The 26807-nt window shown below is 56.9% G+C and carries 25 protein-coding genes and 2 pseudogenes; 14 read left to right on the top strand and 13 right to left on the bottom strand.

Features of this window, described 5'->3' with window-relative positions; all coding sequences use genetic code 11:
- Nucleotides 1-15: 15 nt before the first annotated feature.
- Nucleotides 16-927: a LysR family transcriptional regulator gene (locus M1D78_RS10495; RefSeq protein ID WP_437419321.1), complete on the top strand. Its 912-nt coding sequence runs from the start codon at nt 16-18 to the stop codon at nt 925-927.
- Nucleotides 928-1010: 83 nt separating this feature from the next.
- On the opposite strand, the gene M1D78_RS10490 is transcribed toward M1D78_RS10495, so the two are convergent.
- Nucleotides 1011-1943 carry a LysR family transcriptional regulator gene (locus M1D78_RS10490; protein ID WP_437419322.1) on the bottom strand — a complete coding sequence of 311 codons (933 nt, stop codon included), beginning with the start codon at nt 1941-1943 and terminating at the stop codon, nt 1011-1013.
- A gap of 85 nt (nt 1944-2028) precedes the next feature.
- On the opposite strand from M1D78_RS10490, the gene M1D78_RS10485 reads away from it, so the two are divergent.
- From M1D78_RS10485 to M1D78_RS10460, 6 genes are all read left to right on the top strand, one after another.
- Entirely contained in the window at nt 2029-3987 is a 1959-nt protein-coding gene (locus M1D78_RS10485; protein WP_437419323.1) for an aconitase family protein, read from the top strand.
- The gene (gene rraA, locus M1D78_RS10480; protein WP_437419324.1) at nt 3987-4481 is read left to right on the top strand and encodes a ribonuclease E activity regulator RraA; all 495 of its coding nucleotides are present in this window, start codon (nt 3987-3989) and stop codon (nt 4479-4481) included. The genes M1D78_RS10485 and rraA overlap by 1 nt, the downstream gene beginning before the upstream one ends.
- Before the next feature lie 204 nt (nt 4482-4685).
- Nucleotides 4686-5684 (top strand): TRAP transporter substrate-binding protein, encoded by a 999-nt coding sequence (locus M1D78_RS10475; RefSeq protein WP_437419325.1) that lies wholly within the window; start codon nt 4686-4688, stop codon nt 5682-5684.
- A 63-nt stretch (nt 5685-5747) separates the two neighbouring features.
- Nucleotides 5748-6257, top strand: a complete 510-nt coding sequence (locus M1D78_RS10470; RefSeq protein ID WP_437419326.1) for a TRAP transporter small permease — start codon at nt 5748-5750, stop codon at nt 6255-6257.
- Entirely contained in the window at nt 6247-7545 is a 1299-nt protein-coding gene (locus M1D78_RS10465; RefSeq protein WP_437419327.1) for a TRAP transporter large permease, read from the top strand. Before M1D78_RS10470 ends, M1D78_RS10465 begins: the two co-directional genes overlap by 11 nt.
- Nucleotides 7546-7803: 258 nt before the next feature.
- Nucleotides 7804-9090, top strand: a complete 1287-nt coding sequence (locus tag M1D78_RS10460) for an OprD family porin (RefSeq protein WP_437420349.1) — start codon at nt 7804-7806, stop codon at nt 9088-9090.
- 674 nt (nt 9091-9764) lie between these two features.
- Here the strand turns inward: M1D78_RS10460 and M1D78_RS10455 are convergent.
- The 4 genes from M1D78_RS10455 to M1D78_RS10440 all read right to left on the bottom strand — a co-directional run bounded on the left by M1D78_RS10455 (nt 9765) and on the right by M1D78_RS10440 (nt 12558).
- The gene (locus M1D78_RS10455; RefSeq protein WP_437419328.1) at nt 9765-10367 is read right to left on the bottom strand and encodes a DUF6088 family protein; all 603 of its coding nucleotides are present in this window, start codon (nt 10365-10367) and stop codon (nt 9765-9767) included.
- Nucleotides 10368-10381: 14 nt separating this feature from the next.
- Nucleotides 10382-10645 carry a BPSL0761 family protein gene (locus M1D78_RS10450; protein WP_437419329.1) on the bottom strand — a complete coding sequence of 88 codons (264 nt, stop codon included), beginning with the start codon at nt 10643-10645 and terminating at the stop codon, nt 10382-10384.
- A 108-nt stretch (nt 10646-10753) separates the two neighbouring features.
- The gene (locus M1D78_RS10445) at nt 10754-11068 is read right to left on the bottom strand and encodes a hypothetical protein (protein ID WP_437419330.1); all 315 of its coding nucleotides are present in this window, start codon (nt 11066-11068) and stop codon (nt 10754-10756) included.
- Between the two features lie 89 nt (nt 11069-11157).
- On the bottom strand, nt 11158-12558 hold the full coding sequence (locus tag M1D78_RS10440) for a DEAD/DEAH box helicase (RefSeq protein ID WP_437419331.1): 1401 nt from the start codon (nt 12556-12558) through the stop codon (nt 11158-11160).
- Between the two features lie 157 nt (nt 12559-12715).
- On the opposite strand from M1D78_RS10440, the gene M1D78_RS10435 reads away from it, so the two are divergent.
- A protein-coding gene (locus M1D78_RS10435) for an IS3 family transposase (protein WP_437419332.1) occupies nt 12716-13878 on the top strand; the annotation gives its coding sequence in 2 pieces (ribosomal slippage) (nt 12716-12971 and nt 12971-13878; 1164 coding nt in all).
- Here M1D78_RS10435 and M1D78_RS10430 read toward each other — a convergent pair.
- A complete protein-coding gene (locus M1D78_RS10430) occupies nt 13853-14383 on the bottom strand; it encodes a hypothetical protein (RefSeq protein ID WP_437419333.1) in 531 nt (176 codons plus the stop codon). The genes M1D78_RS10435 and M1D78_RS10430 overlap by 26 nt on opposite strands.
- A gap of 102 nt (nt 14384-14485) precedes the next feature.
- On the opposite strand from M1D78_RS10430, the gene M1D78_RS10425 reads away from it, so the two are divergent.
- A complete protein-coding gene (locus M1D78_RS10425; RefSeq protein ID WP_437419334.1) occupies nt 14486-14707 on the top strand; it encodes a helix-turn-helix domain-containing protein in 222 nt (73 codons plus the stop codon).
- A gap of 18 nt (nt 14708-14725) precedes the next feature.
- On the opposite strand, the pseudogene M1D78_RS10420 reads toward M1D78_RS10425, so the two are convergent.
- The 5 genes and pseudogenes from M1D78_RS10420 to M1D78_RS10400 all read right to left on the bottom strand — a co-directional run.
- Nucleotides 14726-15061: pseudogene (locus M1D78_RS10420) on the bottom strand (type I restriction endonuclease subunit R); the annotation flags it as partial.
- Between the two features lie 239 nt (nt 15062-15300).
- Nucleotides 15301-16545 carry a tyrosine-type recombinase/integrase gene (locus M1D78_RS10415; RefSeq protein WP_437419335.1) on the bottom strand — a complete coding sequence of 415 codons (1245 nt, stop codon included), beginning with the start codon at nt 16543-16545 and terminating at the stop codon, nt 15301-15303.
- A gap of 1183 nt (nt 16546-17728) precedes the next feature.
- Nucleotides 17729-18781 carry a threonine aldolase family protein gene (locus M1D78_RS10410; RefSeq protein WP_437419336.1) on the bottom strand — a complete coding sequence of 351 codons (1053 nt, stop codon included), beginning with the start codon at nt 18779-18781 and terminating at the stop codon, nt 17729-17731.
- 29 nt (nt 18782-18810) lie between these two features.
- Nucleotides 18811-19074 (bottom strand): DUF202 domain-containing protein, encoded by a 264-nt coding sequence (locus M1D78_RS10405; RefSeq protein WP_457933564.1) that lies wholly within the window; start codon nt 19072-19074, stop codon nt 18811-18813.
- Between the two features lie 113 nt (nt 19075-19187).
- Complete coding sequence (locus M1D78_RS10400; protein WP_437419338.1) at nt 19188-19556, bottom strand: YidH family protein; 369 nt, start codon at nt 19554-19556, stop codon at nt 19188-19190.
- Between the two features lie 148 nt (nt 19557-19704).
- Here M1D78_RS10400 and M1D78_RS10395 point away from each other — a divergent pair, with 148 nt between their 5' ends.
- The gene (locus tag M1D78_RS10395) at nt 19705-20190 is read left to right on the top strand and encodes a copper chaperone PCu(A)C (RefSeq protein ID WP_437419339.1); all 486 of its coding nucleotides are present in this window, start codon (nt 19705-19707) and stop codon (nt 20188-20190) included.
- 40 nt (nt 20191-20230) lie between these two features.
- On the opposite strand, the gene gorA is transcribed toward M1D78_RS10395, so the two are convergent.
- Nucleotides 20231-21589 carry a glutathione-disulfide reductase gene (gorA, locus tag M1D78_RS10390; RefSeq protein WP_437419340.1) on the bottom strand — a complete coding sequence of 453 codons (1359 nt, stop codon included), beginning with the start codon at nt 21587-21589 and terminating at the stop codon, nt 20231-20233.
- 70 nt (nt 21590-21659) lie between these two features.
- Between gorA and M1D78_RS10385 the strand changes: the two genes are divergently transcribed.
- Nucleotides 21660-22082 carry a VOC family protein gene (locus M1D78_RS10385; RefSeq protein WP_437419341.1) on the top strand — a complete coding sequence of 141 codons (423 nt, stop codon included), beginning with the start codon at nt 21660-21662 and terminating at the stop codon, nt 22080-22082.
- Nucleotides 22083-22133: 51 nt separating this feature from the next.
- On the opposite strand, the gene galU is transcribed toward M1D78_RS10385, so the two are convergent.
- Nucleotides 22134-22973: a UTP--glucose-1-phosphate uridylyltransferase GalU gene (gene galU / locus M1D78_RS10380; RefSeq protein ID WP_437419342.1), complete on the bottom strand. Its 840-nt coding sequence runs from the start codon at nt 22971-22973 to the stop codon at nt 22134-22136.
- 542 nt (nt 22974-23515) lie between these two features.
- Here galU and M1D78_RS10375 point away from each other — a divergent pair.
- The 3 genes and pseudogenes from M1D78_RS10375 to hemN form a co-directional block, all read left to right on the top strand.
- Nucleotides 23516-24220 (top strand): annotated as a pseudogene (locus M1D78_RS10375) (methyl-accepting chemotaxis protein); the annotation flags it as partial.
- Between the two features lie 33 nt (nt 24221-24253).
- Nucleotides 24254-25138 carry a methyl-accepting chemotaxis protein gene (locus tag M1D78_RS10370; protein WP_457933589.1) on the top strand — a complete coding sequence of 295 codons (885 nt, stop codon included), beginning with the start codon at nt 24254-24256 and terminating at the stop codon, nt 25136-25138.
- A gap of 202 nt (nt 25139-25340) precedes the next feature.
- A complete protein-coding gene (gene hemN / locus M1D78_RS10365) occupies nt 25341-26729 on the top strand; it encodes an oxygen-independent coproporphyrinogen III oxidase (protein ID WP_437419344.1) in 1389 nt (462 codons plus the stop codon).
- The last annotated feature ends 78 nt before the right edge of the window (nt 26730-26807 follow it).

Here is a 26807-nt window from a genome sequence, read left to right as displayed (position 1 = left end):
GTATCTGAAAATCAAATGTCTTCAATTGCAGACGTTTCAATGCGGCAGCTCCGCTACTTCGCAGCGGCCGCCGAAGCGGGTCAGTTTTCGCAGGCCGCTCTAAATGTCCATGTTTCGCAGTCGGCTATAACCACGGCGGTCTCCCAGCTGGAAAGTCAACTTAAGGTGAGGCTGTTTGATCGCCACCCCTACGGAGTCGACCTCACGGCCGAAGGGCATAAGTTCTACCAACACGTGCGGCATGTGCTCGACACGCTTCAAGACGCCTTGAGCGAGCCTGCTTTCCTTAGCCAGAACGTCGAGGGCTGTGTCCGAGTTGGCGCAACCTATACGGTACTTGGGTACTTTTTGCCGAATCTCTTGGCTCGCTTCAAACGCAGCTATCCCCAGGTCGAAATCGACCTTGTAGATATGCCGCGAGATAGCATCGAAGAGGGCGTCGAAAGCGGTGAGCTGGATCTTGGGCTTAGTATTCTTTCAAACTCTGATGGCACACGGCGTTTTGAGCGCCATGTTCTGATCCGCTCGCGCAGGCAGCTTTGGCTTTCGAGCGATCATCCCCTTTTAACGGTTGAAAGCGTCAGCCTGCAAGACATCGCTTCGCACGCATACATCATGCCTACCGTCGATGAGGGCGAGGCCTCATCCATGCGCTATTGGCAGAACGTTGGACTGACACCAAAGGTGGAGTTCAAGACTTCATCCATGGAAGCGCTGCGTGGCCTTGTAGCCCACGGATTTGGTGTGACCATTCTCTCGGACATGCTTTACAGGCCGTGGTCGCTGGAAGGGCGCAAGATTGAGATCCGCGCTATCTCCGATATCGTGCCGGTAATGGAGCTGGGGCTGATTTGGCCGCCCGATGCTCCGATCGAGCCAGCTGCCGAGGCGTTCCGCCAGTTTTTGATCTACACGAGCAGTACCTAATCCAGCAAGAAAACTGGCGATACATTTTGCTCGGTTGGTTTTCAAAGCAAGATCTTCTGAAAGTCCGAACCACCCTGATGCCATCAGCAGGCTTTTGAACGCGTGGTTAGAAATTCGATGAAACTAAGGCTGATGGCAGTCAAAAACTCTTCTGGCCTACTAACAATATTGAATTGACGGCTAGCCCAACCATCCAATAGTGGAATCCCTACCAGTCCGTGAGCTTCGTTGACAATAGTGTGGCTGATGGCATTCGCAGGAATCACAGCTACGCCCAAGTCAGCTTCCACCATGCGGCAGACAGCGTCAAAACTGGTTACGTGAACCCTGTAGTTGATCGGCTGGCGTGCGGCAAGCGCGGCTTGCTCCAGTGTTCGATAAAGAGGGCTGTCGCGGTGCAGCGCGATATGCCCGTATGCGAGTGTATCGGTAAATCGGATAGCCCGACGGTTTGCTAATGCGTGCCCCTGAGGGGCAAGCAGAACCAGATGGTCTTTGTGATAAGGATGCACAAGCAAACCTTTGTCGTGTGCTGACCCAAGCTCAGCGCCTATCCCAATGTCTGCTTGGCCAGTGAGCACTGCATCAATGGCCTCTTCGCTAGTCTTCTCTTGCAAGTCAATCGCTATTTCGGGGTGGTCCTGCCTGTATCCACTAAGGTCCTGCGGAAGGAATTGGATGATGCTCGAGCGGTTCGCGCTGATGCGCAGATGGCCGCGCTGACCGTTCGTGTAGCCCGACAACTCAGCGGCCATGATCGCAAGCTCATCCAAGACATGCCGGGCATGATTCAGCAGGGTGTTGCCGGCAGGCGTAGGCTCAATTCCTTTCTGGTGACGATAGAGAAGGGGCACGCCAACGGCATCTTCCAGTTCCGCTATACGCTTGCTGACGGCCGAGGGAACCATATTTTCCCGCTCCGCCGCGCGGGCGATGCTGCCTTCCTCACAGGCGGCAATGAACAGCTTGAGCGACGTCGGATCGAAGCGCCAAATGGTATTTGGTAGAAGGCTCATTTTTCGTCACGCCACCCTTGAATATTGGTCACTTCCATAGTCTGTCTCTCGTTTCCTACCATCGGCGGAGAAAGGAGATATCTCTATGAGTACAACAAAAATTAACTTTAATGGCCGCATTCTTTTTTTATCAAGCAGGCTGGACGCTCTGAAAGCGCAGCTTGACGGGAAGGACATCGAGCTCACCAATGCGTTGCCGTTGCGAGACAGCATTTCCACCGATGAGATCACACCCGTCGTCACGATGATGACGTATGACGCGCGCATGGGTGAGTTCCCCTATGTGGGCTTCGAGATCGAGGGGGCTCGCCCCATCGGCAACAACGCCGTGAAGAATGGAGGCTTTCAGGTCACGGTCGCTGGCAAGCGCTATGGAAAAGGCTCGTCTCGTGAGTCCAGTCCTCTCGCGGAGAAGTCCGCAGGAATCCGTCTGATCATTGCAGAGAGTTTCGAAAGAATATATCGGCAAAATTGCGACAACATTGGCATCTATACCTCGACAGATTTTTCTCTGATTGAGCGAATTCGCGCAGGCGAGTCGATCGAGTTAGAAGAGTTTCTGGTTGGTCGTGATGATGTAACGCAAGGCGTCATCCGGGCCGGCGGCCTGCTGGCATATAGCAAGCAGAGCCTGCCGCGTCAGCCGCAGAAAATATTCAATCCGCTGCAGCGCAAACGTCCGCAGACTCTCGTCGAAAAGATCATAGAGCGCCGCCGTGTGGCAGGCCCCGATACGGGCCCCGGCGGCGGTGGACTATTCCTCTCAGCCGACTGGCGCTTCAGTCATGATTACTTCACGGGCATGTGCGCCCACTTCATGCACGAAGCCTTTGGCCCGAGCGTCGAGCTTGCCCGGCCTCACGAGATTATCGCTTTTCAGGATCACCTGATTCTTGCCGAACAGAGCTATCCGCACGTCCGTGACAACCTGCTTGCAGCTGTGGGGGGGCTTGCATCAGCGCACGATGATTTCGTCAGACGGTATCCGGTCCTGTCTCATGGCGCTCTCAAAGGCCAGAGCGGATCAGAAGGCATCTGCCATGCTCTGATAACCGAGCAGTACGCGCTACCTGGACAAGTCGTTGTGGGTACGGATTCGCATACACCACATTCCGGCGCCTTGGGCTGTTTGGCTTTTGGCGCGGGCGCAACTGACATAGCAAACAGCTGGGCGACTGGCTTCATACGCTGCCGGATGCCAGAGACTATCAGGGTTGAGCTGGAGGGCCATCTACCGTTCGGGGTCACCGCGAAGGACATTGTTCTTGAGCTGCTTCGCACCGAACCGATTCGCCAGGGGCATGCGCTTGGTGCGGTTTTCGAGTACGCCGGACAAGCTGTGCGAGAGATGTCCATCGATGAGCGGGCCACGCTTACCAACATGGTAGCTGAGCTCGGCGGATTTACCGGGATCGTCGAACCCGATCAAAAGACCGTAGATTTCCTGCGGGAGCGACGCGGTGTCACCGTCGCGCTGGAGGGCTGGATGTACAGCGATGCGGAGGCCGATTACAAAGAACGCATCGTTATCGACTGCAACCGGCTCTCGCCAATGGTGGCTGCGCCCGGTGATCCCGGCAACGGCATAGCCCTGAGCGAGCTGAGCGAGAAGGTGCCAGTGGATATCGCTTACGGCGGCTCTTGTACTGCGGGCAAGCGTGAGGATTTCGACTGTTACCATGAGGTGCTCGCCTGGGGGCTGCGGAACGGTTTGCGACTAGCCGGCAATACCCGCCTTTATCTGCAGTTCGGAACGCTTGCAGTTCGTGATTACTGCGTTGATCGTGGCTACCTAGAGACTTTCGAAAGGTTGGGTGTGGAGCTAATCATGCCAGGATGTGGCGCTTGCGCGAATTGTGGTCCCGGTTCGTCGACACGCGCCGATGAGGTCACCGTCAGCGCCATTAATCGCAACTTCCCGGGGCGATCCGGACCGGGTCAGGTCTGGCTCGCAAGCCCATATACTGTAGCTTCGAGCGCGTTGCTTGGCAGATTGGCCAGTTTCGATGACTTGCGCGCGAGCGTTGGCACGGAGGCGCTCTGATGGTGGTTCGTACTGCAGATATTTGCGACAGCCATGAAACGCATCTATCCGAGGGCACGCTCCGAGTTTTGCCAGGCTGCTGGCTGAGTTTCGGAGGCCCAGAGTGTTTCTCTGGTCCTTTGGCCACTCTCCGCGCACATGGGTGCAATGGTGAGATTCGAGAAATGCTTGCTGAACCGGGGCGCGGCCGAGTGCTGCTTATCGACTCTGACGGTCACCCTGAGGCCCTGCTAGGAGGAAATCTTGCCCAGTTGGCGCAGCGTAACGGTTGGATGGGTGTCGTAGTTCACGGCAACGTTCGCGATGTGCATGAATTAGGGACCGTATCCATTGGCCTTAGAGCAGGCGGAACTTGGCCGGTACGCTCGCGAAACGATAGAGGTGGCGCTTCTAATATTGAGTTGAATATCAACGGCTGTTCTGCTCAGCCAGGCGAATGGCTCTATGCCGATGCTGATGGGGTCCTAATCAGCCAGTCCGAACTCGAGGCCTAAGTTCGGCCGAAACCTAATGTCCGGCGGCTGACGCTTGAGTCGACCGGCCGACCATTGAGGTCAATTTTGACGATGGCAAGGGTCAAATATCCTCACTTTTCCCAGCCTGAAGACGTTTTTTACTATGGAGCTGTACCTGAGGCCGCACGGCCGTTGTGTCCGGTACCAGCTAAGCCTGATTCCAAATATAAAAATGGTGACGACATGAATGCGATTCTGCGGACTCTCAAGCCCCGCCTTTCCCTGCATACTGCGCTCTCGGCGGCCGTCTTACTGGTGGCGGCGCAAGCTTCCTATGCCATCGAAAAGCAAACGCTACAGCTTGCTACGATCGAATCAACCAATACCCTTTGGTACAAGGTAGCCGATAAATTTGCCAAAACGGTAAATGAGCGAACTGAAGGGAAAGTGCGCATTGTCATTTCGCATTCCGGTACCACCGGCAGTGTTCGAGAAAGTCTCGAGGCCCTGCAGTTCGGCACAAACGACATTGTCCAGACGGTAATTGCCTCACTGGACCCATATTCACCGCTGGCCGCAATCGAATCCTATCCTTACTTGTTCAAGGATGCTGGGCATTTTCAGCGGGTCATGAACGGGCCGGTCGGCGAAGATTTGTACTCGGACCTCCGCTCGGCGACAGGCTTTCAACTGGTCGGCGCGGGATTTCGTGGAGCGCGAGAGCTGGCTTCCAAGCGTCCTATCGAATCGGTTGATGATCTGTCGGGCCTGAAGATTCGTGTGCCAGAAATCGAAATTTATCGCAAGACCTGGAGCATGTTAGGTGCCAGTCCGGTACCGATGGGCTCCAGCGAAGTTTATACAGGACTTCAGCAAGGCATTATCGACGCCGTAGAGAACCCGCTTGAAGCGCATATACGCTCGCGTTATTACGAAGCGGCGGACTATCTGGTGATGACCGGGCACGTTTATAGCGCTTATACCTTCATATTCGATAGCAAGCGTTTCGAAACTTTTTCGCCCGAGCTGCAGAAGATCCTGACCGAGGAAGGGGAGAAAGCTATGTCTTGGGGCAGCGAGGAAGCACTGCGTGAAGCCGACTCTTATGAAAAGACGTTGGTTGAGAAGGGTGTGAAAGTTATTCGTCCAAACCTCGCCGCTTTCCGGGCCAAGTTGGAACCTCTAAAGAATCAATTTCCTGATCTTGCACCATGGGTCGAACGAATCTCCGCAGCTGAGTGAGGCATTCAACCACGGCGGTGCGAAGTATGCCCTGCCGTTCCTCCATCGTTCCGGAGAAGAACAATGAATAAGGTAAATTCGTTCGCGGACCGGCTGGTCGGCCTGCTGGATTATTTATGTATGGCATTACTGCTTGTGATGCTCGTCGCGACAGGCTACCAAGTCTTCGCTCGGTACATATTGAATGCTCCCAACTTCTGGTCTGCTGAACTGTCCCGCTATCTCTTAGTTTGGCTAACGATGCTCGGTTCTGCTTCCCTGATGAAGGAGAAAGGAGGGCACATTACCGTTGACTATGTGATAGATCGTTTGCCACCACGTCTTTTGTCGGTGTGCCTTTTTGTACGGGACATGTTCACGTTATTGATGTGCGCATTGCTGGGCTATCACGGAGCGACCCTCGTGGAAATTGGTGGAAGAACAAGCTCTTCTGGACTAGGCGTTCCCATGAGCTATCCATATTTAGCTATTCCTGCAGGCGCCGTGATCATAGCGATAGTGCTGCTATTAGCGCGAAACGAGGAGTGCGTTAAACATCGTGTGACTGTGAAGGGGCCACGGTATGGACATTGAAATTATTCTCCTTCTTCTGACGCTGGCGTTGGTAGTGCTGGTTGCCATAGGTTTGCCTGTCGCTTACGCAATCATTTTAAGTTGCTCTGCTGTTGTCCTTTTCGAAGGCATCAATCCCGTGATTATCCCTCAGCGAATCTTTGCCGGTATGGACAGTTTTTCGCTTATGGCCATCCCGTTCTTTTTGCTGGCCGGTTCGCTTATGGTGGCGGGCGGTATAAGCCAACGTCTGATAGATCTGGCGAATGCTCTCGTGGGCCGTTTTACCGGAGGGCTTGCGATCAGTAACGTTTTTTCTTCGCTTCTGTTCGGTGGCGTATCTGGTTCAGCCGTGGCTGATACAAGCGCAATGGGACGGACATACATTCCGGCGATGGTCAAATCCGGTTATGACCTGAAATTCTCGATAGGTATTACAGCTGCTTCTTCGCCTATTTCCCCACTCATCCCCCCCTCGATCGCTTGGATTGTGTACGCATATATTACTGACCAATCCGTGGTTCGGATGTTTGTGGCCGGCGTGGTTCCCGGGCTTTTGTGGGCGCTGGCGTTGATGATCACAGCATATGTTATAGCTAGGCGGCGATGCTATCCGACGGCTTCAGCTGTTCCTATGCGCCAAGTATTTAATTACCTGATCAAAGCACTTCCAGCATTGATGATGCCTGTCTTGATTCTTGCAGGCATCCGTCTCGGCATATTTACGGTTACCGAGGCTTCCGTACTGGCGGTGCTCTATGCGCTATTGGTAAGTACGTTGATATACCGTGAGTTAACATTTTCATCATTAGTTGCGGCGGTACGCAGCAGCGTAAGAATGACCGCATCGGTGATGGTAATTTTGGCGGCGGCCTCGCTGTTCGCCTGGCTCCTTTCTTACAGCCAGGCGCCAACGCTAATGGCCGACTGGATCGGAAGAACCATTCATTCACCGTTGCTGTTCCTCTTGGTGCTGAATGTGATCCTCCTGTTTGTTGGCACATTTATGGAGGTTAATGCGGCGAAGGTTATGTTGTTGCCCGTACTGTTCCCGGTCGCCATGACGCTGGGAATCGATCCGGTGCACTTCGGCGTGATTGTTACGGTCAACCTCTGTCTGGGTTTGATTACGCCCCCGATTGGAATAGTTTTAGCGCTGGCCTCAAAAATTGGTGGCGTCAGTATTGAAGAAGGCACCCGCGGGGTATTTGTTTTCTTTCTGACAGGTTTGGTAGTCCTTGGCTTACTTACTTTCATTCCAGTTCTTTCCACCGGTCTGCCCGACCTGGTTTTAGGAGTATCTAACTAACCAGTTAACTGGTGGCATGGTTTTCTGCATATGGGTCGATGTTATCGACCGTCAGCTCCAGCTGTTTGATTGCAATAGCTGAGGCAGACCTAGCTTCCTTTCAATCCGTTGCAGTTGTGAGCGCAGTGTCCGAATAAGACTGGGTTCGACAGCTCGTTTGTTTGGCTTCTCAGATATATACGCCTGCTTTCGGGACTATGAAGGCGGGCAGCCGCGTCCCCGAGTGGGCTACCAACAATAAAAAAGGGTTGCATGACAATGACAACAAAAGCGTTTTTACCAATTACTGGTATTTTGCTGGCCTCATCCGTGGTGTTCATGCCGCCTGCCTTTGCCGACTTCGTCGGTGATGCGAAGGGCAGCCTGTCCACCCAGAACTACTATTTCAGTCGAGATTTTCGCGACGGCGTGGGCCAGAGCAAGCGTGAGGAATGGGCTCAGGGTTTCATTCTCAACCTCCAATCCGGCTATACCGAGGGCACAGTCGGCTTCGGCGTCGATGCCATGGGCATGCTCGGCGTCAAGCTCGATTCGAGCCCCGACCGCACCGGTACTGGTCTTCTGCCGAGAGGCGGCGACGGCCGTGCCGAAGACGAATACTCCAAACTGTCGCTGACCGCCAAGGCACGCATTGGGGAGACTGAGCTGTTTGTTGGCGGTCTTAGCCCCTCGCTTCCGTTGCTAGCTTCCAATAGCAGCCGGTTGTTCCCGCAAATCTGGACAGGCGCGCAGCTGACGTCGCGCGATCTGGACAAATTCACCTTCCATCTGGGTCAGGTAGGCGAGGTAAAACAGCGCGACTCGACCAATTCCGAAGACCTCACGACCATGTCGCAGATCGGGGCCTATTCCGGCTCTGCTACCAGCGACAGCTACACTTATGGCGGCGTCGACTTTGAACCGATGGCCAAGATGCAGCTCAGCCTGCATGCCAGTGAGCTGGAAGACTTCTACCAGCGCACGTTTATGGGCTTCAAGTATGCGGTACCGCTTAGCGAGGACTCGGCCGTCTTTACCGAGCTCCGTTACTTCACAGCCGAAGAAGCCGGAGCCGAACGGATCGGCGAAGTAGATAACCGGGTGATCAGCAGCCTGGTGGGCTATTCGCTTGGCGGGCACCGCATCAGCGGTGGCTACCAGAAAGTCTCAGGGGATACCGCCTATGCCTACGTTGGTGGAAGCGATACCTACCTGTTTAGTGAACAACAAGTCAGTACCTTCGCCCTGCAAAACGAGCGCGCCTGGCACGCCCGTTACGACTACAACTTCGCGGCGGTTGGCATTCCTGGTCTTACGTTCACGCTGCGTTACGTCAAGGGCGATAACGTCGACCCCGAAAATATCGCGACACCTGAGGCCGCTGCCCTGCGTGCAGCCGGTGAGGAAGGTCGTGAATGGGAGCGCACCACAGACATTACATATGTAGTCCAGAGCGGACCGCTAAAGGATGTCAGCATGCGCTGGAGAAACGCGACTAACCGTTCGACCTACGCGCGGGGAGCAGATGAAAATCGCGTGATGCTGAGTTACGCCATTAAATTTTGAGAGTGTTTACGGAGCGCCGTGATCCGGCGCTCCTCGACTGCTTCAGCCAACCGTTGTGATGATGTTATACGTACGAACACGAGCTAGGATAAAGTTCGAGAATCTGAAGTTCTTATTCTGCCGCCTGGCCTCTCGAATGGGCATCAGCGTGCCAGCGGTAAGCGTATGCAGCGCCAGCTGCAGGTGAGCCAATTCTTCCATCCTATGAAGCCTCACAGTTACTGAAATTACTGGCCGATGCGCACTTGTGGTTGTTTGCATCGGTGGGCGCTCGTTTTCCATATCACGTGCTACTTCCAATGCCCACTCGGTTCAAAGAAGGCTTCGCGTGAGCAGGTTTGGCTAGATCAACAAGGGTATGACAGGCAGCTCCTGGCCGAAAGCTGAACTCCACAGAGGCAGCTTCCGGCCCAGGCTGTGTAAAAACCTCAGCTGAAATTCAACGTGCGCGTTGCTTGGCGAAATCCCAGGAGCATGGCCGGGCTGGAGTGCTCAGAATTCGTTAGGAGACGCCGAGGTTGATCATAAAATGATCGGTGATCGGTGATCGGTGATCGGTGATCGGTGATCGGTGATCGGTGATCGGTGATCGGTGATCAAAATATCTGTCGCCAGCCGCTTATGATCATTGATTCTTACAGCCCTACCCTGCGGCTCGCAATGTAGCGATTTCGCTATTTCGCTTCCAACGCCGTGCGCATCCATTTCGGCAGTTTGCGGGCCAGCAATTTGACTAAGTCTTCACGTCTGAGTCCTTTTTTGATCGCTGTAATGCATTCCGGAGTTGAGCCGCCTTTACCGAGATAATACAGAGCACTTATAGCCACCCCCACCTCAGTCCCTGAATGCTGCATGACCATAGGGGCCGCATGTATCAGCCGGATCTCCGCTTTCCCTATGAATATTGAACGGCTGGCTCCGTTGGTGTAATAGATTGGGATGAGCGGCATCTGGGTGCTGAGCCCAAACTTCCTGACTGCATTGGCGCCATGGATTTGAAGAGACAAGCGCTTCTGCCTGGTAATCAGGCTAAGCAATTTCCAGGGATTGGGACGAGCCCTGGCAACGTAACGTCCAGGTTTCGGGCGCATATAAATCCCGCGATACACCCGTTCGAGCTCGCCTCGGTTGACCAGTCGAGCTATTGCTTTGGATACGGCGTTTTTCGTTCCAAACCCTCTGAAACGGCTGATGCTGAAAGGCTGCCCTTTAGGTAGGCGCTTGACCCGTTGCGCAATACGGACGGATACCGACTGGGCTTGATCAGTGCTGAGCATCGCAGCGTTCACGCCTAGAGCGTGAAGTCAAACGACGAGCTGAAGAGCGGCTGATGGAACGCAATCACCCTTCGCCAATATTCATCATCTTTCGCATCATTTACCAGGCACTCTTCGAGGCGCCCCAGCGAGAAAATCTGATCGGCGGACGGGTAGTGCCTAAGTAAGCTTTTCGCATAGCTACGAATGTCATCAGGTAGCTCGGTGTTACGAGAGAGCTCGCGAAGAAAGGCTTCGGTCTTGATGACACTCCGGGTTCTTTCATGTGGCAGGGTCAATGTGGCTACCTCCTCCTGATTCAGTTATTCCAGTCTACGAGACCAGTCGGGCAAGCCGCGCGCTTACCCCTAACCGGTCCGCGATTCGACGTGGTGGCTGGTGGATTTTCAACCCAACAATGGGTTCTTTCCCCAGTAGTTGTCTTTGCTGACCAGACCAAAATCTTCAGAAGCAAATGGCTGCTCATCATCGAACATGCCATTGACCATACGCTCCCGACGCAATCCACTCAGTACCCCGAAGAAGCAGGGCTCGCAGAGATGCACCCGATAGTGCTCTCCGTCATGCTGTGATCCATATCCCCATTGGGCTTCAAGCTTGCCGTATTGGAGGCCATAGCCGGGGGTAAGCGTTCCAGATAGGCACACGTCGCAGATCACATCCTCAACGACATCAACCAATGCCTGCGACTTAATCTCCATACGCACCTCATGATTACGTTCCACGCGGCACCGGCAGGTGATGGAGTCACGCAACCGGTATCATTTGATCAGCCTCGACTGGCTGAGCATCAAAAACAAGCCAGTAGCTGTTGCCGGTAATGCTGGGAAAAGCTGACCTGGTAAGCGGGCTCAATTGCAAAGCCACCCAGCGAAACGATGTTCGAAGCCTGCGACCCAATGCTCGGTTCCGCGCTACCCAACCCAGCACTGTCGATATCTTCGACATGCCCTAAAGCCCCCATTGGTTCAGGCCTAGAGTCTGGAGTGAAACTAGGTATCTGCACATCCCTCAAAACAGCCAAGTCATCCGGCAGGTCATCCGCAATCCGCTCCGCAAATCCCTGAAGCGTCGGCTCCGCCAGCATAAATAGCCATGCTTGGCCATCCAACTTACCTGTGCGTCGCAGTACCCGCCCCAGCACTTGCCGGTAATGCAGCTCGGTGCGGATACGGCTGAGATAGCAGCACACTTGCAGGCGGGGAATGTCAGTGCCTTCGCTGATCATTCCGACGGCTACAATCCAGCGGCAGGCGCTGCTCCGGAATGCATTGATAACCTGCTGCGCATCCGGGGTTTTGTTGGTCACGATGCGGCACTCTTCACCCATAGTTTCCAGAGCCAGTGCAACTTGCTGGGCGTGTTCGATGTCTGTGGCCACCACCAAACCAGCGGCATCAGGTTTAATCTGGCGTAGCTCGTTCAGCTTGCTGCAGCCAAGATCGAGGATTGGATTGATCACCTCGTCATGACGCAGCAGTTCCTCATAGGTGACAGGTGACTCCCCCAAAAGCTTGGCGATGCTGGGAAACAGCCTGACAGAGCTATCCGCACCAAGCTCTTCCGTAAGTTTCACCTTCTGATTGTCGAGCAACACAATGCGAGGTGATCGGCACACGCCGTCGGCAACGGCATCTTTCAAGCCATAACGGTAATCACAGATCAAATGCCCCTCGGGCGAAGAGTAGCGAGCCAATGCGATGGCCTTGTCGTCCGAACGCCAGGGCGTGCCAGACAGGGCCAACGTGAAGGCAGCCCGATCCTGTATCCGATGCAGTATCTGCTGCCCCCAGGCATTGCTGAGCAGCGGATCGTGGCCGGCGCAATGGTGGATCTCATCGAAGACCACGAACACCCGGTAGTCATCAAGAAGCTGCCAGAATCCCTCATCACGGTATTCCATAGCCTGATAGGTATAAGCCGCGCCCACGGCACCTATCTGGCCGTCGAGACGCCTGCCTAGCACAGCCGCAAAGGTCGAACGAAAACCCTCCACGACCTGGCAGGACGGCGCAAAGCACAGCACCAAATCGATTCTGTCCTGCTCAAGCAGTCGGCTGGCCAGTTCTGCAGCCATGCGCGTCTTTCCGGCTCCCGGCGTTGCCTGGCAGAAGAAGTGCGGCGTGACGGTGAAGTGCTCCAACGCCCTGGTGATGCAGCTGTTCTGCCAGCTCCGTAGCGAGCTGCTCATCGTGGTGCAGCGAGCGTTTTGAGGGTCTTTTCGATGGCGCGCAGATGCCCCAAGAGGCGAGAACTGCGATCCCTTGCTTCAAGGTAATCACCTTGTAGTGGTCTACTGATCCCGGACACCGATTTAGGCGAAAATCCTCGCCCTTAAGAGGTGTTCGATGAGCAAGCAACGACGTACGTTTTCCGCCGAGTTCAAACGAGGGGCAGCTGCCTTGGTGATAGATCAGGGCTACAGCCATATTGAGGCCTGCCGTTCGCTGGGCGTCGTGGACTCGGCATTACGCCGCTGGGTGAAACAACTCCAAGACGAGCGCCAGGGCGTTACCCCAAAGAGCAAAGCGCTGACACCCGAGCAACAGAAGATCCAGGAGCTAGAGGCCAGGATCAATCGGCTGGAGCGGGAGAAAGCGATATTAAAAAAGGCTACCGCTCTCTTGATGTCGGACGAACTCGATCGTACGCGCTGATAGACCAGTTGAGTGAGCAGGAGCCGGTAGAAGTGGTCTGTTCAGCCTTCGATGTGGCGCGGTCTTGCTACTACGCCCATCGCCTTCGACGTCGCCGTGTCGATGTTCGTCGCGTCGCGCTACGTAGTCGGGTCAACGAGTTGTTTAGCCAAAGCCGAGGCTCGGCTGGCAGCCGAAGCATCCTGGGTATGCTGCGCGGGGACGGCGTGACGATTGGCCGTTTCCGTGTGCGTCGACTGATGCGTGAGTTGGGGCTGGTCAGCAAGCAGCCGGGCTCGCACGCCTACAAGCAGGCCACGGTTGAGCGCCCGGATATCCCGAATCGACTGAACCGCGATTTCGCTGTCCAGAACCCGAACCAAGTGTGGTGCGGCGACATCACCTACGTCTGGGCGCAAGGTCGTTGGCATTACCTGGCCACAGTGCTGGATCTGCACACGCGTCGGGTGGTTGGCTGGGCGTTCTCCGCCAAACCGGATGCCGAGCTGGTAATCAAAGCCCTCGATATGGCCTACGAGCAGCGCGGCAGGCCACAGCAGGTGCTGTTCCATTCGGATCAGGGCAGCCAGTACGCCAGCCGCTTGTTCCGGCAGCGGCTATGGCGCTACCGGATGCAGCAGAGCATGAGCCGCCGAGGAAACTGCTGGGACAATTCGCCGATGGAGCGCCTGTTTCGCAGCTTGAAGTCAGAATGGATTCCGGCAACTGGCTACCTGACAGCACAGGAAGCTCAGCGGGACATCAGCCACTACCTGATGCACCGCTACAACTGGATCAGACCGCATCAATTCAACGGTGGACTACCACCTGCGGTGGCCGAAGAGAAACTTAACCCACTGTCCGGGATGGGTTGACCACTACACCTTCAACCTTGTCCCGTAAATGCGCCATCTCGTCCAGAAGCAGTTTGAATCGCTCTGCCTCGCCCATTGAAGTGAGAAAGTCCAAGCGGATTTCCTTGTGGAGCGCCTCCAACTGCAAATCCGTATTGGCTGACGACTTAAGCGGCAAAGCTTCCACGTCGTGTACTGCCGTGCCTGGTGCGGGCACTCCGGCAGCCATAAGGCTGTCCTCAAAACCGTTGTCGATCAGCTCAAGTTGCAGATGCGTCGGAATCGGCTGCAGGTGGTAGACCTGCCCTCGAATACGACGATCCTCGTCCGGCAGAACCCAGCCCGCGCGCACTAATCGACGAATCTGCTCATACACATAGCGACGCACATCGGCGATACGGAAATGTGTGCCACTCAGGCGAGCGGCATAGGCATCGCGCAATTCACGGGTCGTAAACGTTGTACGCCCTGGCTCCTGAAGCAGCTCATACAGACGCCTGTCGAAGATAAACGATGCCGATTTCATTGAGGCACCAGAAGAGTTAGCGCGAGAAATGCGGATTATAATCCGTGGTCTGTGCATCCGCAAACGCACGATAGTGCCGCCTCAAGTTGAATTGAGACGGTCATGGATAAGTTGGCGAAAGCGTTAGGGGAACGCATCCGGGTGCAGAGGAAGGCCTGCCGGATATCCCAGGATGCATTGGCGCTGGCGTGCAGCATTGACCGCAGCTACGTAGGACGGATCGAGCGCGGCGAAGTCAACATCACCGTCGAGAAGCTCTACAGCATCGCAGGCGAACTCGCCTGCGACCCTCCAAGCCTTCTGCCAAAGCCGTCTGAAATCTAACCCGAGCACGTAATGCGGTCAGACAGCCGCACCGCTATTACCTTGTCCCAGCCCAGCCTGCTGCGTCAGCATCTTCAAAATCACCAGGGCAAACGCGCGGCTCTTGGTCTCGTTATCCAGCACTTCCAGCGACATCTTTTCATTGTCGGTCATGGCATCGAGCACGGTGTCGAGAACCCGCTTGGGAAACAGACCATGCATCACCTGTTCGACCGAGTGGTTGTTCACCTGGGCCATCACATCTTCCTGACGGCTGATGCGATTGGCGATGCCGGTGAGGAACTGCAGCTGATCTTTATCGCTCACCTCAGCACCGAAAATATCGTTCAGCGCCTCGATGATTTCCGTTAGCCGCTAAGAGGAACTTTATTTGCTGTCTCATGAGAAGAAATCTGCTGGCGATACCTGGCAGGAGCGATCACAGGAACACTTCGAAAAAGTTAAGTTTTGGAGCCTAAATTTGACCCAAAATCAGCAAAAGCTAACTAAAAGTTCTGCTCTGACACAGGATTGAGAAGAAAAATCATGCTGAACAGGCTGGAAAGCCAGTAACTGCAAGGGCTCGACTGCAAATCGAAAAACGTGACTAAAAGCTAATAGGGCAGATAGATATTCTGGGTGGTACTCATACTGTTGTGACGAAGGTCGGCCTGGAGATCCTTCATGTCACGGTGCGGTGCGTCGAAAGTGGCGGATGTATGGCGCAACCAATGCAACGACGCCGAGCGCAGCTGATCAATCTCGTCATCGCTCCAGCCTTCTTCAGACATGCGCGCCAACGAACCATCAAACAGTTCCTGTAGCAACAATCGAATATGGCGGTCAGAAAGCCCAGCTCGACCTTTAAGTGAACCAATTAGCGGAGTGCTCTCATGAGCGGAGGGCAGGGGAGGAAGCCCGAGGTGCACACGGTAGCGCACCAGATAGGCGTGGATGTAATCATCCCGGACGCTAATTTTCGCAGCTTTGTTGCCTTTGCCCACCACATGAAACCACCAGTTCCCCATGCTGTCGCGACGAATATCGCCCATCGTTGGCGTCCAGTTATCGCGTCCGACTAGATCGGAGACCCGCAGGTACATAGAAAACAAGGTGGCAACAATAAACAATGTTCGCTCATACAACGCATCCTCCGCAGCCATTAGCTCAGCGGTTTCGATCACGTAGCTCCATTGCAGCTGGGTCAACGAGCGAGAAGCGATATCCACCGTATTGCGTTGCTTGTAGATCGACTTTTGCTTCACTGCGCGAAACGGGTTGACCTCAGTCAGTCCCTCATCGATGGCGTGTTGGAAAAAACTGCCACACACAGCAAACACCTGACCGACGGAACCCTGCGACATCCGATAGACTCGTGAGGGAAGGGGGGCCGCGGATTCCGCCGCGATTTTGCGCTCCCGCTTAGCGACTGTATAGGTGAACGGACGCCAGTCTTGGTTGATCGTAAAACTGTCCGTTTCCAGCGGCTTCCTGCCGCCAGTACGTAAAAACCTCGATTTAACTACCGGCCCCACCCAGTCAGCAGGTGGGTTTAGACAGAAGTCCATGAAGGCCTCGGCATCGCGGCGCCTCAACGCCAGAAGAGGCTTACCAGCCAACAAAAGTGACCACAATAGAAGCCGCTCGGCGTGCGTTCGATAGGAGTTGAACGTGGCTTCGTTGCCTACGTAGGACTTCAGAAAGCCTCTGACTGCCATATATCCCTCAGTGGCCTGAAGCTCCCCAGGAAAACCCAAAAGGAAGTCGCGCACCAGAGGCAGTTCGCCACGCAGGTGTAGAAAGTTGAGTCCTTGGAAGCGCTCAAAGGTCTCAAAAAGTGGCTGTGGGCGCTGCGACATACTGGTTAATGATCCGGACGGAGTTAACTGGGGGTGTATAAGCTGACGCTTTCAGCGCATCTCTGCAATATCCGGGTCTGGTGATTATCGGATATTGCGTCTGGATGACGCTATGCTGGTTGACTTTCGCGGTCTTAACCAAGATGCCATAGGCCCGTGCGAACATTCGGTAAGCGACTCCTTGGCTGTTCCCGGCATTTGAGCCTAAGCAAGGCATTCAGGCCGAGCAGGTGTGTGAACGGGCGACCTTAAGCCCGTCTAGATGCAGCTACAAACCCCTGAACGCGACGACAGGCAAAGCCCTAACCGAAGCATTGCCAAGCTAGGTGGGTGTGAGCTTATCCAGCCTATGGCAATTGGCACCGGTGTATCGCAAGAAATCCGAGGGGCCAACAAACAACTATTCGGCATGCACTGCTTGAAGGCCTGGATCAGCGTATCCACATCTGCCGCGCTTATCGCTCCCGAGCAGGAGCGATTAACGCCACGCTAGCTGAAAGTCAGACTGACGGTTCACCTGTGCTTTCTCTCTCGTTTAGTGACTTTATTTATAAAACCTCAAAGAAATCAAAGGGAAAAAGGACGCCGCTGTAATTTTCTATGACTTTTCAGATGGCAATGCGTTTCTTTTTATAAGCACGTTGCCATTCAGGGCACAAATCAACGTCCCTGTTAGCCACCTGAACGTTCTAGCGATGCAAAAAATCGCTATGGCAGCGTGACGCAAAGTCCGTCCTAGGCTGGATTCTGTGCAGAAAAAGGCTTGTAACCACAGCGGTACGGCGTTCTCCGATTTATTGACTAAAATTGGCGCCAATGGTGACTGACCGCACTAAAGCTTCTCGAAAGCCCTCAGCCGATTTTTCATGTTAATTGCAGGAATTACTGCAGATGACATGAGAAGAAATGGCGCCAAGTGCTTGAGCCAAAAGCATTCCTGTCGTTAATGTGAAAATTCCAGCCATTTAGTTAAACCGACATCAGAGGAACGGCCAGTACCGCCAATGCATAATTTCGCATAATCTATATTATGTTAAATAGAATATATGGATGGCAGTCCCTTGATTCCCAGGTACCGCCCGTTACTGGCCTGCTCTATGCCTCGTATCGCTGCAGCTGGCTGCTAACGTCATGTGTAAACGGTGCGTGACTCGATCCGCCACGCACCGACTCCTCCTTCGGCTCAGGCAACGCGATGCTGCATCACCACGTCGCGAATGTCGCCTGCAAGCTGGCGGACGCGCTCTTCGCTGGTATCCCACGAGCACATGAAGCGCGCACCGCCAACACCAATGAACGTGTAGAACATCCAGCCGCGGCTCTTGAGTGCTTCGAGAGCCAGCGGCGGCATGTTCACGAATACGCCGTTGGCCTGCACTGGGAACATCAACTCTACGTACGGGATGTCCTGGATCAACGAGGCCAGGAGCTGCGCGCATTGGTTAGCGTGCTCGGCGTATTTCATCCAGGCGTTGCCTTCGAGCAGCCCGACCCAAGGCGCCGACAGAAAGCGCATTTTCGAAGCCAGCTGGCCCGCCTGTTTGCAGCGGTACTCGAAATCCTCTGCGAGGTCGCGGTTGAAGAACAGGATGGCTTCGCCAACCGCCATGCCGTTCTTGGTGCCGCCAAAACAGAGAACGTCGACGCCCGCTTTCCAGCTCAGTTCTGCTGGCGACAGGCTCAGGTGTGCGCAGGCATTGGCGAAGCGCGCGCCATCCATATGTAGATGTAGCCCCAATTCACGACAGGTTTCGCTGATTGCCTTGAGCTCATCAGGTTGGTAGACGGTGCCGATCTCGGTTGCCTGGGTGATGCTCACCACGCGAGGTTTGGGATAGTGGATGTCCTTGCGCTTGAGCGCGACTTCGCGGATCGATGTCGGCGTCAGCTTGCCTTGCTCGGAGCGCGCAACGAGCAGTTTCGAGCCGTTGGAAAAAAACTCCGGCGCGCCGCATTCGTCGGTTTCGATGTGGGCGATGTCAGCGCAAATGACGCTGTGATAGCTCTGGCAAAGCGATGACAAGGCCAGCGAGTTGGCCGCCGTGCCGTTGAATGCGAAAAAGACTTCACAGTCGGTCTCGAACAGTTGGCGGAAATGGTCGGCTGCGCGTACAGTCCATTGATCATCGCCATAGGCCCGGTCATGCCCCTGATTGGCACGAGCCATGGCCTCCCAGGCTTCCGGGCAGATGCCTGAATAGTTGTCGCTGGCGAATTGCTGGTTGGCTGTGGTCATTCAAAACCTCTGTGGAAAATCGGTTGCCATCAAGATGCGATAGGCAGAAACAGTACGGTATAGAGCCCGAGGACGCTCAATGCTACAACGGCAACGCCCAGCCAGATGACGGACACCAGGTCCGCCTGGATGCGGCCGCTCTTGAGGCCGCTGGCACTGCGGTTATAGCGCCGCTGCTGGGTGAGCCAGATGCCCAGCGCCGTCAGCAGCGAGAGCGCCACGAGCGAACCGACGAACGCCCCGTGGTACGGCATCCAGCGCAGGAACAGTGCGCTGACGGTAATCAGCGTCAAAAGCGTCCTCCCCCAGGCCAATGACGTGCGCTCGGGCTGCAGGCCGGGGTCCTCGTGTAAGGGTGGTGGCGCGGGTTTCGGCTGCAGCCGTCGGCGAAACGAGATGTGCATGATCAGCTTCGCAGCACGATGTAGGCGATCAGGATCAACGTTACCAGCGTGCCGCCGATCGAAAGAATCGGGATCAGCAATGGGAACGGCAATGGCCCCTGGTGGCGGATAGCACGCTCGATGGCCAGCCAGCGAACACAGGCCGTCGAGCTGATGAACATCGCCAGCAGCAGCAACGAGATCGAAAGCACCTTGCGAATTTCCAGCACGAAGATTCCGCCAGCGAACGCTTCGACCGCAACGCCGCCGGCCAGCAACGCGAGGGATGTCCGGATCCAGGCGAGAAAGGTTCGTTCATTGGCGAGGGTGAACCGCGGATCGGGCTCGTTTCCGCCTGATAGCAATCGGCGGCTCCAACGACTGCGTTCCATTTTGGCGATGCATCTCCGGTGGGTTCTATGGGCCTCATTCAAACAGAAACGCGTCAGCCGTGCAGGTTCCATCGCTCAGGGCCGCGGGTCATAGTGGCAATCGCCCGTGCTATCGTTCCGGCCTTGTCTACCGCTACCGGAGATCTACATGTTGTCGCGCCTGGCTACCACCCTTTTGCTCGCAACCGTCTGGCTGAACGCATCGGCCGACGATCATCAGCACGCCCACTCCTCGATGCACCTCGAGGCCAGTCAGGCCTGGTCCCGTGCGATGCCGCCCACTGCCCCGACAGGTGCGGTCTATTTCACACTGCACAATCCCGGCGATGCCGAAGACCGGCTGATCGGCGTAAAAACGCCGCGCGCTGAAAAGGCCGAGCTGCATGCGCATATTCATGAGGGCGACTTGATGCGCATGGAGCGGATCGACGGTGTAACCGTTCCGCCCGGCGGCGACGTGCAGTTCAAGCCCGGCGGCAATCATGTGATGTTGTTCAACCTGAACGCACCGCTGGTGGCCGGCGAGCAGTTTCCGCTGACGTTAATCTTCCGTGACGCGGGCGAAATCGAGACGGAAGTGACCATCCGCGACCAGGCGCCGGACACCGGCGGCTCGACGCACGCACATCATTGACAACCGGGGCGGCATTACCGCCCCACTCCCCTGCCCCTGGTCAGAACCCGGTCGGCGTGCGCATGGTGACGAACTCTTCGGCGGCGGTTGGGTGAATACCCATGGTTTCGTCAAAAACACGCTTGGTCGCGCCGGCCTTCATCGCGACAGCCAAGCCCTGCATGATCTCGCCAGCGTCGGGCCCGGCCATGTGGCACCCGAGTACCCGATCGGTCTCCGCATCCACGACCAGCTTCATCAAGCTGCGCTCCAGGCTGCCTGTCATGGTGAGCTTCATCGGGCGGAACCGGCTCTCGAACAGCTTGATCTTGTGCCCTTGCAAGCGCGCCTGCTCTTCAGTAAGCCCGACGGTTGCCATGTTGGGCAGGCTGAACACCGCCGTGGCGATGCAGTTGTAATCCACCGGGCGATACTCCTCCGGGCGGAACAGTCGGCGCGCGACCGCCATGCCTTCGGCCAGCGCCACAGGCGTCAACTGTACGCGGCCAATCACGTCACCGATGGCGAGGACCGATGGGATCGACGTCTGGAACTGCTCATCCACGGCGATGAAACCGCGTGAATCCAGCGTAACGCCCAGCGCGTCCAGGCCCAGCCCATCGAGCATCGGCCGGCGCCCGGTGGCATACAGGATGCAGTCCGCTTCGAGCGTGCGGCCGTCCTCAAGGGTGGCAAGCAGGCTGCCATCGGCCTGCTTGTCGATGCGGGCGATGTCGCTGTTGAACTGCAGATCGACACCCTTCTTGATCATCTCGTCCTTCAGGTGTTCGCGCAGAGAACCATCGAAACCACGCAGGAACAGCTCGCCGCGGTACAGGAGGGTCGTATCAGCGTCGCAACCATGGAAGATCGACGCGAATTCGACCGCGATATAGCCGCCACCCACGACCAGTACCCGGCGCGGCAACGACTCCAGATAGAAGGCCTCGTTCGAGGTGATGGCATGTTCACGCCCCGGAAACTCCGGCACGAAGGGCCAGCCACCCGTGGCGACGAGAATGTGCTCGGCGGTATAGGTCTGACCGTCGACTTCCACGCTATTTGGGCCGGTTACCCGAGCGTGTGCCTGCAGCAGGGTCACGCCGCTATCGACCAGCAGGTTCTTGTAGATGCCGTTGAGGCGCTGGATTTCCCGGTCCTTGTTGGCGATCAGCGTGTTCCAGTCGAACGATACGCCATCGATACTCCAGCCGTAGCCCTGCGCCTGGCTCAGGTCCTCGGCGTAGTGCGCGCCGTAGACCAGCAGCTTTTTCGGCACGCAGCCGACATTGACACAGGTGCCGCCCAGGTAACGGCTTTCGGCTACCGCGACGCGCGCTCCGTAGCCGGCGGCGAAGCGCGCCGCACGGACGCCACCGGAGCCCGCACCGATGACGAATAGATCGAAGTCGTAAGCCATGTACAGTTGTCTCCCTTGAAGAACGCACAGCATAACCCAGGCCCCTGGGTCGATCATGAAGGAGTGCCGCATGCGCCCTACCCTCACCCATCTTGCCCTGCACGTACCTGATCTGGACGCCTGTATCGATTTTTACGAGCGATTCTGCGGCATGCATGTCTTTCACGAGCGGGCCGGCAAAGGCTCACGCATCGTCTGGATGGCGGAGCCGGGCAAGGAGCGCGAGTTCATTTTCGTGATCATGCCCGGTGGCACGGACCGTCAACTGGCGGCCAATGACTACAGTCACTTCGGGTTCGCCATGGCCAGCCGCGAGGCGGTCGATGCCATCGCCGAACAGGCGCGGCAGGCGGGCTGCCTGATTTGGGAGCCTCGCGATGAGCCCTACCCAGTGGGCTACTACTGCGGCGTTCGCGATCCGGCAGGCCACTATGTCGAGTTCAGCTACGGCCAACCGTTGGGGCCTGGCGCCGAAGATTTGCCTACGCCATAAACGAACAGGGCCACCAGAAGGTGGCCCTGCGCTCACATGCGACTGCTTCGATCAGAATGCCTTACCGGTCTGGTAGAAGTTCTCGTAGCAGAAGTTGGTGGCCGCGATGTAACCCTCGGCGCTACCACAGTCGAAGCGCTGACCCTTGAACTTGTAGGCCAATACGCAGCCATCTTGCGCCTGGCGCATCAAGGCATCGGTAATCTGGATTTCGCCGCCCTTGCCCGGTTCGGTTTGCTCGATCAGGTCGAAAATGTCCGGGGTCAGGATGTAGCGACCGATGATTGCCAAGTTCGAGGGTGCATCTTCCGGCTTCGGCTTCTCGACCATGTGGCTGACGCGGAAGATGTCGTCGCGGATCATTTCGCCTGCGATCACACCGTATTTGCTGGTTTCTTCCGGCGGCACTTCCTGGATCGCAACGATGGAGCAGCGGAACTGGTTATATAGCTTGACCATCTGCGCCAGGACTGGGTCGCCATTGAGGTTGATGCAAAGATCGTCCGCGAGAACTACCGCGAAGGGCTCGTCGCCGATCAGCGGGCGGCCGCTGAGGATCGCATGGCCCAGGCCCTTCATCTCGACCTGACGGGTGTAGGAAAAGCTGCACTCGTCGATCAAGCGGCGGATGCCGACCAGGTATTTTTCCTTGTCGGTATTGCGAATCTGATGCTCAAGCTCGTAGCTGATGTCGAAGTGATCTTCCAGCGAGCGCTTGCCACGCCCGGTGACGATCGAGATCTGGCTCAGGCCGGCGGACAGTGCCTCTTCAACCCCGTACTGGATCAGGGGCTTGTTTACCACCGGCAACATTTCCTTGGGCATGGCCTTGGTCGCAGGAAGGAAGCGCGTGCCGTACCCGGCCGCAGGAAAAAGGCATTTCTTGATCATGTGAGTCCTTGAAGAGGAAGGTTCCAGTTGATGCACTGCGCCTGGATCGGCCAGCAGTCGTATCCTGCACGTCCCGCCGACAGCGGCTGACTAGAGCCTACGACCACCGAAACGATGAGGGGTTCGCCCGCTTTCACGGTGAATTCCGCACCGACTCGGCCCGACCGGTGGTGGTTGACATAACAGCCTCACATAGCGTGATCCCGCGCGCGTCGCTTGCCAAGAGCCCAAGCGAAAAAGATCGCCGCTAATGACCATGATCCCGATCCATTGAGTTGGCTGGTTGGGTGGCATTTCCCCCGACTACGAAGGCGCTCTTTACTGATTCAGATCAAGGAAAGACGAGATTGAGTGCTCCTCGTCGCGCATCGAGCCGCCTGGTCGTTCGACCAGGTCTAGGATATGGCCGCCCTGAGATGATGGCCCGAAGCCATCTGGTGATTGATTGCTGTCCAGTTCCGCAATCGATCTGAAAGCCAGGCGGACGCGACACAGCGTCTCTGGGTATCACCTATAGGCAGCAGCAGTTCTTGAGGGTCACGATGAACAGTAGCGCTCCGGCGCGGCAGATGTCCGTGCAGTCGAAAATCAACCTGGCCCTGCTGCTTGTGTTTTCGCTCGTGCTCGGGGCTTCGCTGATCTATTCGGCAACTGCCGAGAAGCAGCTGGTTCTCAAGGTCGTCGAACAGCAGACACGAGACACCGCCGATTCCTATTTCGACAGCATCAACACCATGATGCTGACCGGCACGATGGCTCAACGCGAGGTGCTGCGGGACAAGATACTGGCGCGCCCCGGCATCATCGATGCGCGCATCGTACGCGGCGAGCCGGTAACCAAAACGTTCGGCGCTGGTTTCACCCATCAGGTGCCCAGGGACAAGCTCGACACGCGTGCGCTGGCAGGCGAATCCATCGTCGAGGTGGCGCCGGGCAAGAACGGTCGGGTGCTCACCGTGATCAACCCGATCCATGCGCAGCAGGACTACCGCAGCACCAATTGCCTGACCTGCCACCAGGTTGCGCCTGACACTGTCATGGGCGCGGTGCGCATCAGCTATGACCTCGCCGCGCTCGATGGCGAGGTGCATGGCAACCTCCTCGCTTCCGCTGCGATCCAAGCATTGTTGATGGTGATCGGCCTGTTGTTGGTGGGGTACATCATTCGCCGGGTGGTACTGACCCGCATCCTTGATCTACACCACACCATGGACGCCATGGCCGTTGACGAAGACCTGAGCCGCACGGTTGCTGTGCAGACGCTTGATGAAATCGGCGCCATGGCCCAGGCCTTCAACCGAATGATCCTGAAGTTTCGCGGTAGCCTGGACGCAGTCGCGGGTGTAACGCGCCAACTCACTGAGGTCGCCGGGCGGGTGTCGAGCGTTGCCGAGAAAACCCATGGCGCCGTGGTCGCGCAGCGCAGCGAGACGGACATGGTGGCCTCGGCGATGACCGAGATGAGCGCGACCGTGCAGGAGGTCGCCCGTCACGCCAGCGAGACGGCCGCAGCTTCACGTGGTGCGGATGGCGAATCGCGCGCGGGCGTAACCCGGGCCAGCGAGGCGCTAGAAGGCATCGACGTGCTGATGCGTGACATCGAGACCGCCGCGCAGGTGATCCGCCAGGTAGAGACCGAAAGCGTGAGCATTGGCATGGTGCTGAACGTCATCAATGGCATCGCCGAGCAGACCAACCTCCTCGCCCTCAACGCCGCCATCGAGGCTGCGCGGGCCGGTGAACAGGGCCGCGGCTTCGCTGTGGTAGCCGACGAGGTGCGCACCCTCGCCTCGCGCACACAGAAATCCACCGAGGATGTGCAGCGCACCATCGAGCAATTGCAGAAAGGCGTACGCAACGCCGTGCACGCTATGGAAGGCGCCCAGGCACGCGCAACTTCTGGCGCCGACTGCGTCACCCGGACGGCACGAAGCCTCGACCGCATCGCCGAAGACGTTGACACCATCAACGGCATGAACACCCAGATCGCCACTGCCGCCGAAGAGCAAAGTGCAGTCGCCGAGGAGATCAACCGCAACATCACCACCATCCGTTCAATCGCTGATACGACCCTGGCTGACGCCACGCAGACCGCCGAAATCAGTGACGAACTGGTGCGGCTGGCCGCCGAATTGAACCGGCTGGTCGGGCAGTTCCGGCTCTGAGACCACTCGCAGCCAAGGCTGCATGCCCGGCAGTCTTGACCTACCCTCAAGGCAAACCGACCGCCCAGCGCCTGACCGCACCCTCTGCCGCGTTCTTGATCTGGGACAGGCCCGGCCCCCATCGGAAAGCGTGATAATTCGCGCCAAGTTGTCGCAGGCACGCAGCCAGCCATTCATACACGCAATCAAGGTGAACCCGTACATGGACCAAACGCCGAGCTTTAACCGCGCCCTGGTCGAGAAGTATGACCGTCCCGGTCCTCGCTATACCTCCTACCCCACCGCGCCGCAGTTCCATCAGGCATTCGCCATGGACGACTACCGCAGCGCGGCGAAGTCCACCAACGAGGCCGCGAACCCCAAGCCGCTGTCGGTGTACATCCACATCCCGTTCTGCAAAAGCCTCTGCTACTACTGCGCCTGCAACAAGATCATCACCCATAAGACCGACCGCGCTGCTGAATACCTGGACTACCTCAAGCGTGAGATTCAGATGCAGGCTGCACTGTTCGACCGGTCCCGCAAGCTGACCCAGCTGCACCTCGGCGGCGGCACGCCGACCTACCTCACCAGCGCGCAACTGGCCGACCTGATGGCCGCGCTGCATGAGGCATTCAACATGGACGACAGCGACGAGCACGAGTTTTCGCTCGAGGTCGACCCGCGCACTGTCACGCCGGCGCAAATCCATGAATTGCGCGCGCTGGGCTTCAACCGCCTGAGCTTTGGCGTGCAGGATTTCGACGAGCAGGTGCAAATCGCCGTCAACCGGATCCAGACCGAGGAGCAGACACGCGAACTGGTGCAGGCCGCTCGCGACGCGCACTTCAAGTCGATCAGCGTCGACCTGATCTATGGCCTGCCGCTGCAGACGGTAGAGAGCTTCAACACGACGCTCGACAAGATCATCGACATCCGACCCAACCGCATCGCCGCCTACAGCTATGCGCACCTGCCAGAGCTGGTCCGCGCACAGAAATTGATCCGCCCCGAGGACATGCCGCCGCCCGAGCGCAAGCTGGAGTTGCTGGAACTGACGATCCGCCGCCTAACCGAAGCCGGCTACGTCTATATAGGGATGGATCACTTTGCGCTGCCGGACGACGAACTCGCCCTTGCACGCGCCAACGGCACGCTGCAGCGCAACTTCCAGGGTTACTCCACCCATGCCGATTGCGACCTGATCGGGCTGGGCATTTCCTCGATCGGCAAGGTGGGTGACAGCTACAGCCAAAACGTAAAGGAGCTGTCGCAGTATTATGCGCGCCTTAATGAAGGGCTGCTGCCGGTACACCGCGGGTACAAGCTCAGCGAGGATGACCGCTTGCGCCGCGACGTCATCATCTCGCTCATGTGCCACGGTCGCATCGCGTTCGCCGAAATCGAGCAGCGCTACGGCATCGTCTTTCGCGACTATTTCGCCGATGCAATCGCCAAGCTAGGGGAGCACGTTGCTGACGGCCTGGTTGAGATTCGCGACGACGCGCTGTTGCTGCTGCCACAAGGCCACCTGATGATGCGTAACGTCGCCATGGCGTTCGATGCCTACCTCGGCGGCGAGCAGCGCGGGCGCTTCTCCCGTACGGTCTGACGGCCCTGCCTCCCCGGTCGCGGGGAGGCACTTCCTCCGTGTCATTGCATAACGCCACCCATCGCCTGAACGTTGCCA

The sequence above is a fragment of the Pseudomonas sp. SA195 genome, assembly GCF_054131565.1.
The sequence above is the reverse complement of the archived record's forward strand: the minus strand, read 5'-3'. Positions and strand labels throughout refer to the sequence as shown.

What these genes read in the sequence shown, in the direction of transcription:
- M1D78_RS10460 (WP_437420349.1), top strand. Translation starts at nt 7,804, where the DNA reads ATGACAACAAAAGCGTTTTTACCAATTACTGGTATTTTGCTGGCCTCA.
- M1D78_RS10455 (WP_437419328.1), bottom strand. Translation starts at nt 10,367, where the DNA reads ATGCTCAGCACTGATCAAGCCCAGTCGGTATCCGTCCGTATTGCGCAA.
- M1D78_RS10410 (WP_437419336.1), bottom strand. Translation starts at nt 18,781, where the DNA reads ATGACCACAGCCAACCAGCAATTCGCCAGCGACAACTATTCAGGCATC.
- galU (WP_437419342.1), bottom strand. Translation starts at nt 22,973, where the DNA reads ATGATCAAGAAATGCCTTTTTCCTGCGGCCGGGTACGGCACGCGCTTC.
- M1D78_RS10385 (WP_437419341.1), top strand. Translation starts at nt 21,660, where the DNA reads ATGCGCCCTACCCTCACCCATCTTGCCCTGCACGTACCTGATCTGGAC.
- M1D78_RS10430 (WP_437419333.1), bottom strand. Translation starts at nt 14,383, where the DNA reads ATGAAATCGGCATCGTTTATCTTCGACAGGCGTCTGTATGAGCTGCTT.
- M1D78_RS10415 (WP_437419335.1), bottom strand. Translation starts at nt 16,545, where the DNA reads ATGTCGCAGCGCCCACAGCCACTTTTTGAGACCTTTGAGCGCTTCCAA.
- M1D78_RS10440 (WP_437419331.1), bottom strand. Translation starts at nt 12,558, where the DNA reads ATGAGCAGCTCGCTACGGAGCTGGCAGAACAGCTGCATCACCAGGGCG.
- M1D78_RS10395 (WP_437419339.1), top strand. Translation starts at nt 19,705, where the DNA reads ATGTTGTCGCGCCTGGCTACCACCCTTTTGCTCGCAACCGTCTGGCTG.
- gorA (WP_437419340.1), bottom strand. Translation starts at nt 21,589, where the DNA reads ATGGCTTACGACTTCGATCTATTCGTCATCGGTGCGGGCTCCGGTGGC.
- M1D78_RS10495 (WP_437419321.1), top strand. Translation starts at nt 16, where the DNA reads ATGTCTTCAATTGCAGACGTTTCAATGCGGCAGCTCCGCTACTTCGCA.
- M1D78_RS10370 (WP_457933589.1), top strand. Translation starts at nt 24,254, where the DNA reads ATGGCCCAGGCCTTCAACCGAATGATCCTGAAGTTTCGCGGTAGCCTG.
- M1D78_RS10490 (WP_437419322.1), bottom strand. Translation starts at nt 1,943, where the DNA reads ATGAGCCTTCTACCAAATACCATTTGGCGCTTCGATCCGACGTCGCTC.
- hemN (WP_437419344.1), top strand. Translation starts at nt 25,341, where the DNA reads ATGGACCAAACGCCGAGCTTTAACCGCGCCCTGGTCGAGAAGTATGAC.
- rraA (WP_437419324.1), top strand. Translation starts at nt 3,987, where the DNA reads ATGGTGGTTCGTACTGCAGATATTTGCGACAGCCATGAAACGCATCTA.
- M1D78_RS10475 (WP_437419325.1), top strand. Translation starts at nt 4,686, where the DNA reads ATGAATGCGATTCTGCGGACTCTCAAGCCCCGCCTTTCCCTGCATACT.
- M1D78_RS10470 (WP_437419326.1), top strand. Translation starts at nt 5,748, where the DNA reads ATGAATAAGGTAAATTCGTTCGCGGACCGGCTGGTCGGCCTGCTGGAT.
- M1D78_RS10425 (WP_437419334.1), top strand. Translation starts at nt 14,486, where the DNA reads ATGGATAAGTTGGCGAAAGCGTTAGGGGAACGCATCCGGGTGCAGAGG.
- M1D78_RS10465 (WP_437419327.1), top strand. Translation starts at nt 6,247, where the DNA reads ATGGACATTGAAATTATTCTCCTTCTTCTGACGCTGGCGTTGGTAGTG.
- M1D78_RS10400 (WP_437419338.1), bottom strand. Translation starts at nt 19,556, where the DNA reads ATGGAACGCAGTCGTTGGAGCCGCCGATTGCTATCAGGCGGAAACGAG.
- M1D78_RS10485 (WP_437419323.1), top strand. Translation starts at nt 2,029, where the DNA reads ATGAGTACAACAAAAATTAACTTTAATGGCCGCATTCTTTTTTTATCA.
- M1D78_RS10445 (WP_437419330.1), bottom strand. Translation starts at nt 11,068, where the DNA reads ATGGAGATTAAGTCGCAGGCATTGGTTGATGTCGTTGAGGATGTGATC.